Source organism: Streptomyces sp. YIM 130001, assembly GCF_003574445.1.
In the GTDB taxonomy this organism is placed as follows: Bacteria; Actinomycetota; Actinomycetes; order Streptomycetales; family Streptomycetaceae; genus Streptomyces.
Genome location: NZ_KZ984555.1, coordinates 201,850 through 209,994 on the forward strand (window position 1 = coordinate 201,850; position 8,145 = coordinate 209,994).

Annotated in this window: 8 protein-coding genes; 4 read left to right on the top strand and 4 right to left on the bottom strand. The window is 71.2% G+C overall.

Annotated features, from left to right (window positions below; genetic code table 11):
• Nucleotides 1-52: 52 nt before the first annotated feature.
• Complete coding sequence (locus DSC45_RS16450; RefSeq protein ID WP_119291552.1) at nt 53-571, top strand: hypothetical protein; 519 nt, start codon at nt 53-55, stop codon at nt 569-571.
• A 27-nt stretch (nt 572-598) separates the two neighbouring features.
• On the opposite strand, the gene DSC45_RS16455 is transcribed toward DSC45_RS16450, so the two are convergent.
• A complete protein-coding gene (locus DSC45_RS16455) occupies nt 599-1,354 on the bottom strand; it encodes a hypothetical protein (RefSeq protein ID WP_119291857.1) in 756 nt (251 codons plus the stop codon).
• Nucleotides 1,355-1,545: 191 nt separating this feature from the next.
• Between DSC45_RS16455 and DSC45_RS16460 the strand changes: the two genes are divergently transcribed.
• The 3 genes from DSC45_RS16460 (at nt 1,546) to DSC45_RS16470 (ending at nt 4,640) form a co-directional block, all read left to right on the top strand.
• Complete coding sequence (locus tag DSC45_RS16460; protein WP_119291553.1) at nt 1,546-2,820, top strand: magnesium transporter MgtE N-terminal domain-containing protein; 1,275 nt, start codon at nt 1,546-1,548, stop codon at nt 2,818-2,820.
• Nucleotides 2,810-3,370, top strand: a complete 561-nt coding sequence (locus DSC45_RS16465; RefSeq protein WP_119291555.1) for a DUF1003 domain-containing protein — start codon at nt 2,810-2,812, stop codon at nt 3,368-3,370. Before DSC45_RS16460 ends, DSC45_RS16465 begins: the two co-directional genes overlap by 11 nt.
• A gap of 136 nt (nt 3,371-3,506) precedes the next feature.
• The gene (locus DSC45_RS16470; RefSeq protein ID WP_119291859.1) at nt 3,507-4,640 is read left to right on the top strand and encodes an Mrp/NBP35 family ATP-binding protein; all 1,134 of its coding nucleotides are present in this window, start codon (nt 3,507-3,509) and stop codon (nt 4,638-4,640) included.
• A gap of 137 nt (nt 4,641-4,777) precedes the next feature.
• On the opposite strand, the gene DSC45_RS16475 is transcribed toward DSC45_RS16470, so the two are convergent.
• The 3 genes from DSC45_RS16475 to DSC45_RS16485 all read right to left on the bottom strand — a co-directional run bounded on the left by DSC45_RS16475 (nt 4,778) and on the right by DSC45_RS16485 (nt 8,089).
• On the bottom strand, nt 4,778-5,389 hold the full coding sequence (locus tag DSC45_RS16475) for a hypothetical protein (RefSeq protein ID WP_240434667.1): 612 nt from the start codon (nt 5,387-5,389) through the stop codon (nt 4,778-4,780).
• Between the two features lie 279 nt (nt 5,390-5,668).
• The gene (locus DSC45_RS16480) at nt 5,669-6,166 is read right to left on the bottom strand and encodes a sec-independent translocase (protein ID WP_119291556.1); all 498 of its coding nucleotides are present in this window, start codon (nt 6,164-6,166) and stop codon (nt 5,669-5,671) included.
• 255 nt (nt 6,167-6,421) lie between these two features.
• Complete coding sequence (locus DSC45_RS16485) at nt 6,422-8,089, bottom strand: S1C family serine protease (protein WP_119291863.1); 1,668 nt, start codon at nt 8,087-8,089, stop codon at nt 6,422-6,424.
• Nucleotides 8,090-8,145 lie beyond the last annotated feature (56 nt).

Here is an 8,145-nt window from a genome sequence, read left to right on the forward strand (position 1 = left end):
GCCAGGGAGCACACCCCGGCGCGCTGTCAGCCCCCTCGCATAGGCTGCCCGCATGACTGCTGAGCCGCTCCTCGACCGGGCCCTGATCGAGGAGGCCACGAAGAAGTCGGGTCTCGTCTGGGTCCGTGGCACCGGTCCCGACCGCGCGCTGTGGCACGTATGGCACGAAGGCGCCGCCCTGCTCGTCGGCGACGGTCCGGGCGAGCAGCCGCTGCCGGGGCTCGTGGCGGACGCCACCGCCGAGGTCACCGTCCGCAGCAAGGACAAGGGCGGCCGCCTGCTGGCCTGGACCGCCCGCGTGGTGGAACTGCCGCCCGGCACCGAGGAGTGGGAGACCGCGGCCGCCGAACTCAAGGGCAAGCGGCTCAACGCCCCGGACAGTGAGCAGCTCACCGAGCGCTGGGCCCGCGAGTGCCGCGTTCTGCGTCTCGAGCCGCTCGAGGCGCTGACCGGACTGCCGGACGGTTCACTCGCGGCCGCACCGCTGCCGACATCCGCGACGACCCGTGAGCCGGTACCGGGGGCGCTTCCCCGGCTGCTGTTCCGGCGTGGGAAGTCCAAGAAGCGCTAGGGCAGGGGACGGGCCGGCCGCCCCCGGTCACGAGGACGGCAACTGCTGCCCGTAGTCGACGGTCTCGCCCTTGGAGGGCGGCTCGACCTTGAATTCCTTGCCCCAGTCGGCGAGTTTGAGCACGCCCGCGCCGCCTGCCCGTTCGAGCATCACCGGGTACGGAGGCCCGTCGAGAGAGACGTCGAGGGTGCCGCCCGCGCCCTTGTCACCGGTGAGCTCGATGGTGCGCCGTCCGGCGGTCTTGCCGCGCTCGCCCTTGTCGAGCTTGCCGTGCAGCGTCAGGAGACCGTCGAGCAGCAGCTTCTTGTCGGTGAAGCCGCTCAGTTGGCGGTACGACTGATCGCCCTTGGGAACCTTCACGAACTTGCCGTCGAGCTTGCCGGCCGCTGCGTCGTCGGACTTGCCGCCCGACTCCTTGCCGGAGGTCCAGAAGTCCGCGTCCGCCTTCAGATAGAGCTGTTCGCCGACCCTCAGCAGCTGGAAGGTGCGGCTCGCGGAACGCACCTCGCCGCTGCCGCCGTCACCGGTCAGCTGCATGTCGAGCTTGTACGTCGCGCCCTTGCTGACCACCGAACCGGACAGCCGGACCGAGTCGGCGGCCGTGGCGGCCTTGCGTGACTTGCTCTGGATCCTGGCGGCGGAGAGCTTGCCGACGCCGTTGGTCCCGGCGTCGGGGTCCTCCTCGCCGTCGCTGCAGCCGGCGAGCCCCACGACCGCGAGACTCGCACACAGCACGGCGACTCCCGCGGTACGACGGGTGCGGCCAGGAGCGATTGCAGTCACGTTGCGGCGCCGCCTCTCATCAGGGACCTCCACGGCAGTACGGCAGCGTACCGGGATCATCTGCGGTCCTTTGCAGAGAGCCCGTCCGAGGCCGAGGCAGGGCGCGCCGCAATGCCCCGTACTAGCCTGAACCTCGACTTCGACTACAAAGCGTGGCAAACCGGCACACGGACGGGAAGGAGGCAGGAGGCATGGCGGCAGGCGTCTCCCGGATCTTCGTCTCGCACCTCGCGGGCACCGCGGTCTTCGACCCCAACGGCGACCAGGTCGGCCGTGTCCGCGACCTGGTCGTCATCCTGCGGATCGGCAACCGCCCGCCCCGGCTGCTCGGCCTGGTCGTCGAGCTGTCCACCCGCCGCCGGATCTTCCTGCCGATGACCCGGGTCACCGGCATCGACTCCGGCCAGGTGATCTCCACGGGCGTGGTGAACGTACGCAGATTCGAGCAGCGCCCCACCGAACGCCTGGTGCTCGGCGAACTCCTCGACCGCCGCGTGACACTCGTGGAGACCGGCGAGGACGTGACCGTCCTGGACATCGCCGTGCAGCAGCTGCCGGCCCGCCGGGACTGGGAGATCGACAAGGTCTTCGTCCGCAAGGGCAAGGGCGGGGCGCTGCGGCGCAAGGCGGAGGCGTTCACCGTCGAGTGGTCGGCGGTGACCGGGTTCTCGCTCGAGGAGCAGGGACAGGGGGCGGAGAATCTGCTCGCCACCTTCGAGCAGCTGCGGCCCGCCGACCTGGCCAACGTGCTGCACCACCTCTCCGCCAAGCGCCGCGCCGAGGTCGCCGCGGCGCTCGACGACGACCGGCTCGCGGACGTACTCGAGGAGCTGCCCGAGGACGATCAGATCGAGATCCTCGGCAAGCTCAAGGAGGAGCGGGCGGCCGACGTCCTGGAGGCGATGGACCCGGACGACGCTGCGGACCTGCTCGGCGAGCTGCCCGAGGAGGATGTCGAACGGCTGCTCACCCTGATGCAGCCGAGCGACGCTGCGGACGTACGGCGGCTCATGGCGTACGAGGAGCGGACCGCGGGCGGTCTGATGACCACGGAGCCGATCGTGCTCCAGCCGGACGCCACGGTCGCGGACGCGCTCGCCCGGGTGCGCAACCCCGACCTCTCCCCCGCACTCGCCGCGCAGGTCTACGTGTGCCGCCCGCCCGACCAGACGCCGACCGGCAAGTACCTCGGCACGGTGCACTTCCAGCGGCTGCTGCGCGATCCTCCGTTCACGCTGGTGGGCGCGATGCTCGACCGCGATCTGCAGACCCTCGCCCCGAACACCCCGCTGACCGCTCTGACCAGCTTCTTCGCCACGTACGACATGGTGGCGGCGCCCGTCGTGGACGACAGCGGGTCGCTGCTCGGCGCGGTGACGGTGGACGACGTCCTCGACCATCTGCTGCCCGAGGACTGGCGCGAGACGGAGTTCCATTCCCCGCCGGAGGTGACCAGTGGCGGCTGAGCGCGAGCGGGACGCCAGGACGGCCGTCGAACCCCGCTCCCGGATCCGGCTCGACCAGCCGCGCGCACCGCGCCGCAGGCTGCTGCCGGAGTACGACCCGGAAGCCTTCGGCCGGATGTCGGAGAAGATCGCCCGCTTCCTCGGCACCGGGCGCTTCATCGTCTGGATGACGATCCTCATCATCCTGTGGGTGGTGTGGAACATCGCGATGCCGAAGCCGCTGCGCTTCGACGAGTACCCGTTCATCTTCCTGACCCTCGCCCTGTCCCTGCAGGCCTCGTACGCGGCTCCGCTGATCCTGCTCGCGCAGAACCGGCAGGACGACCGGGACCGCGTCAACCTCGAGCAGGACCGCACCCAGAACGAGCGGTCGATGGCCGACACCGAGTACCTGACCCGCGAGATCGCCGCCCTGCGGATGGGTCTCGGCGAGGTGGCGACCCGTGACTGGATCCGCTCCGAACTGCAGGACCTCGTACGGGAGTTGGATCAGTCGCGCCTTCCGGTCGCAGGCCCGTCCACGGAGGACGGGGACCGGCCGCGGGGCTGACGCCTCCGCGCTCACCGGGCGGCCGTCTCGGGCCGGTCGTGGCACGTGACGAAGGCGACCGTCGTACGTGACGTAGGCGACCGGTCGGCCGGTGCTACTCGGCCGTACTATTTCCCGTATGGCTACCGAGACTTCCCTGCCGACCGAAGACGCGGTGCGTGATGCGCTCGCGACGGTCAACGACCCCGAGATCCACCGGCCGATCACCGAGCTCGGCATGGTCAAATCGGTCGAGATCGGCACGGACGGAGCGGTCGCCGTCACCGTCTATCTGACGGTCTCCGGCTGCCCCATGCGCGAGACGATCACGCAGAACGTCACCGACGCCGTCGCCGCGGTCGAGGGCGTCACCCACGTCGACGTGACCCTGGACGTGATGAGCGACGAGCAGCGGCGCGAGCTCGCCACCTCGCTGCGCGGCGGCACCGCGGAGCGCGAGGTGCCGTTCGCCCAGCCCGGCTCGCTGACCCGGGTCTACGCGGTGGCCTCCGGCAAGGGCGGCGTCGGCAAGTCCTCGGTGACCGTCAACCTCGCGGCGGCGATGGCCGCCGACGGCCTCAAGGTCGGCGTCGTGGACGCCGACATCTACGGCCACTCGGTGCCCCGGATGCTGGGCGCCGAGGGCCGCCCCACCCAGGTCGAGAACATGATCATGCCGCCTTCGGCCAACGGCGTGAAGGTCATCTCGATCGGCATGTTCACCCCGGGCAACGCCCCGGTGGTCTGGCGCGGGCCGATGCTGCACCGCGCACTCCAGCAGTTCCTCGCCGACGTCTACTGGGGCGATCTGGACGTACTCCTGCTCGACCTGCCGCCCGGCACCGGCGACATCGCCATCTCGGTCGCCCAGCTGGTGCCGAACGCGGAGATCCTGGTCGTCACCACCCCGCAGCAGGCCGCGGCGGAGGTCGCCGAGCGGGCCGGCTCGATCGCGGTGCAGACCCACCAGAAGATCGTCGGCGTGGTCGAGAACATGTCGGGGCTCCCCTGCCCCCACTGCGACGAGATGGTCGACGTGTTCGGCACCGGCGGCGGCGAGAGGGTCGCCGAGGGGCTCACCAAGACGACCGGCGCCCAGGTGCCGGTCCTCGGCGCGATCCCGATCGACGTGCGGCTGCGAGAAGGCAGCGACGAGGGCAAGCCGGTCGTCCTGACCGATCCCGAGTCGCCGGCCGGTGCGGCGCTGCGTTCCATCGCCGGCAAGCTCGGCGGGCGGCAGCGCGGCCTGTCGGGCATGGCTCTGGGGATCACCCCGCGCAACAAGTTCTGAGCTCTCCGGGCCGCCGTTCCGGCCCGCACGCACTGATGGGGCGCTCTCCTGCGGGAGAGCGCCCCATCGGCGTTCACGCGGCAGCACGGCCGTGGTCGGGCGGCCGGGCGCCGTCCCGGCCGTGGGCCGAGCGGTTCTCAGGCGTACGAGGCGATGTCCTTGATCTCGGCGAAACCGAGCCCGTAGGCGCTCAGGCCCCGGCCGTACGCGCCCAGGTGCACGCCCTCCTGCGTGGAGCCCGCCAGGACCCAGCCGAACTCCGACTCGCGGTAGTGGAACGGCACCGGGACTCCGTTCACCGGCAGCGACAGGCTCGTCCAGTCCGCGCCGTCCAGGTCGTCCGCGAGCACCCAGGCCGCCTCGGTCTGCTGGTCCAGCCAGTCGTCGCGCAACGTGTGGTCCAGCTGGCCGGGCCAGGTGAAGGTGAGCAGCCCCACGCCGGCCAGCCAGGCGGCCGACGACACCGAAGTGGCCTCGAGCATGCCCGTACCGTCCGCGCTGTCCCTGAGCGGGCTGGAGGCCACGGTCACGACGACCGCGAAGCGCTCACGGTCCAGGGTGGCCTCGGAGCGTACGGACGGCTCGTCGCCGTGCCCGACCGAACCGTGCTCGACCGTGCCGTCCGCGCCCGCGCCGACCTGCATCAGCCAGCGCGGACCCGTGAACGCCTCGTCGAGGCCGTACCACGGGAACGGCGCCAGGAGATAACCGTCGACCGTGCGCGCGCCTGTCTGACTCTTCGTCTGCATCTGTCCGGCCGCCTCCTCGTTCGCAGTCGGTCCGGAGTGGCCCGCCCCCCTCGGGCGTCCTGAGTCCGGACAACAACTCAGGAGAATAGCCACCCTGGTCGGGCGAGACGGCTCTCATGGCGGCACCCGATCGGCATTTGCCCGGATTACGCGGCCGATTGGGGTGCCTTCGACAGTTTTTGCACTGAGGCAGCCGTCACCCTACGGGCGGTACGCGTCGGCGTGTCAGACGGTGCTCGGACGAGTGAGAGGCGCGCCGCGGGACCTGCGGGCGTGGGCTCAGGTGGCGTCCGCGTCGAAGGGCGGGCGGTCCTCGGCGGGCTGCTTCGATGCGCCCGTACCGCTGTCCTTGGTGAGCGAGGGCGCGGAGTCCTTCGACAGGGACGGCGCGGAGCTCGTGTCCTTGGCCGAGGGGGTGTCCTTGGTGAGCGACGGCGCTGCGGCGGATTCGCTCTCGGTGCCGTTCACCGCGTCCGCGACCTCGTTCATTTCCTTCTTGAGGTCGAAGCCGTTACGGATCTCCTTGAGACCGAGCTCGTCGGAGTCCAGGTGCTTGCGGACGAACGTCTTCGGATTCAGGTCCTCGAACTCGAAGTCCTTGAACTCGGGGCCGAGCTCCTCGCGGATGTCCCGCTTGGCGCTGTCCGAGAATTCACGGATCTTACGGATGAAGCCGGTGATGTCCTGAATGACCTTGGGCAGCTTGTCCGGACCGAAGATGAGCACGGCGAGGACCACGAGCGTGACCAGCTCAAGTGCGCCTATGTCATTGAACACCTTGCAGCTCCTAGCGAAGTCCGCGGCCCGGGCAGGAGATCCCGTGCCAGACCGGTCCTTCGGTTCCGTCGGTTCCTTGGTCCGTCGGGGCGGGCCGGGCGCGGGCAGGGTCCACGGTACCCGCCGATGCTGTACGGCCGGTACTGTCCTGGGGCGGTTCGAGGCACGGGACGGTGTTCGGCGGGTGGGTGGTGGTCGGACGTGGGCGGTTTGCGCGTTCTGCCGGTACGTCGAGCCGGCCGGCCCCCGGGCTCCTCAGTCGCCGTGGGAGGCACCGAGGACCAGGGCCAGTGAGCGTTCGTTCCCGGATCGTTCCAGGGTGAGTTTCAGTTTGTCGCCGGGCTCGTGGGCCCGGATCTTGACGATCAGCTCCTCGCCGGAGTGCACGCGCTGCCCGTCGACCTCGGTGATCACGTCGCCCGGTTCGATGCCCGCCTTGTCTCCGGGGCCGTTCCGGGTGACGGCGCGGGAGCCGTTGGCGCCCTTCTCGGCCACTCGGGCGCCGTCGCCGTTGTAGCGGGTGTCGAGGGTGACCTCGATGACCGGATGGGTGGCCCGGCCGTCGTTGATGAGCTCCTCGGCGACCCGCTTCGCCTGGTTGACCGGGATGGCGAAGCCGAGCCCTATCGAGCCCGACTGCCCGCCGCCCTCCTGGTCCGCGCCGCTCCCGGCGGAACGGATGGCGCTGTTGATGCCGATCACGCGCGCCTCGGAGTCGACCAGCGGGCCGCCGGAGTTGCCCGGGTTGATCGGGGCGTCGGTCTGCAGCGCGTTGACGTAGCTGATGTCGCTGCCGTCGTCCTCGCCGCCCGCGGTGATGGGGCGCTCCTTGGCGCTGATGATGCCGGAGGTGACCGTGTTGGAGAGGTCGAACGGTGCGCCGATGGCCACCACGGGATCGCCCACCTGGACGTTCTCCGAGTTGCCGAGCGGCAGTGGCTTGAGGCCGGAGACCGCAGTGACCTTGACTACGGCCAGGTCGTAGCCGGAGTCGCGGCCCACCACGCGGCCCTTGGCGGTCTCGCCGCCGCTGAACGTCACCGTGACCGCGCCTCCTGAACCCGCCGGCTCGACGACGTGGTTGTTGGTCAGGATGTGACCGCGTTTGTCGAGCACGAATCCGGTGCCCGTGCCCTGCGCGCCGCCGCCGTTCACATGCAGCGTGACGACTCCGGGGAGTGCGCTGGCGGCGATACCGGCGACGCTGTCGGGGGCGCGGTCCCTGGACTCCTTGTCGGTCTGCGGGAGTTCGACCGCGCCGACTCCGCCGTTGCGCTCCCAGTACGCACCCATACCGCCGCCGATACCGCCCGCGACGAGCGCGAGGGCGACGGCCCCGAGTACGAGCAGTCCGCGGCGCCGGCCGCGCCGCTCCTTGAGACCGCCGCCGGGGCCGACCGGGTGCAGCAGAGGTGCTCCGGCCGGGACGCGCCACGGGTCGTAGTGCTGCCAGGGGGCAGCCGGTGGGCCGGGGTTGTGGGGGTGACCGGGCTGGTCCGGGTGATTGGGGTGATGTTCGGGGGCGGGCTGGGGGGCACTCGGGGGCGCGGCCGTGCCGGGCTGGGGGGCGGCGCCTGCGGAGGGGAGGTGCGTGCCCTGGGCGGGGGTTCCGGACTGCTGGGGGGCGCTCGCCGGGCCGGGATGCGGGGGCGGGGTCTGGGCTGGCGGGGGCTGCTGGTGCGGGAGGCGGGCAGGCGCCGGCTGCGGGCGCGGTTCCTGGGCGTGCTCGTTCGACCGTGACGGGGGCTGCCCCACGGCGGAGACCTGCGGGCCTTCGGCCTGCCGCTGCGCGTGGCCGACCCCGTCCTGCTCGCCGGGTTCCCGCTGTACCGACGCCTGCGCAGTGTTCGGCGGCACGTGGGTGCCCTGCGCCGGAGTGGCGATGGGCTGCTGCGCGAGCGCCTGCGCGGAACCAGGCGGCACCTGGGTACCTTGCGCGGTGTTCGGCGGTACGTGGGTGCCCTGCGCCGGAGTGGCGA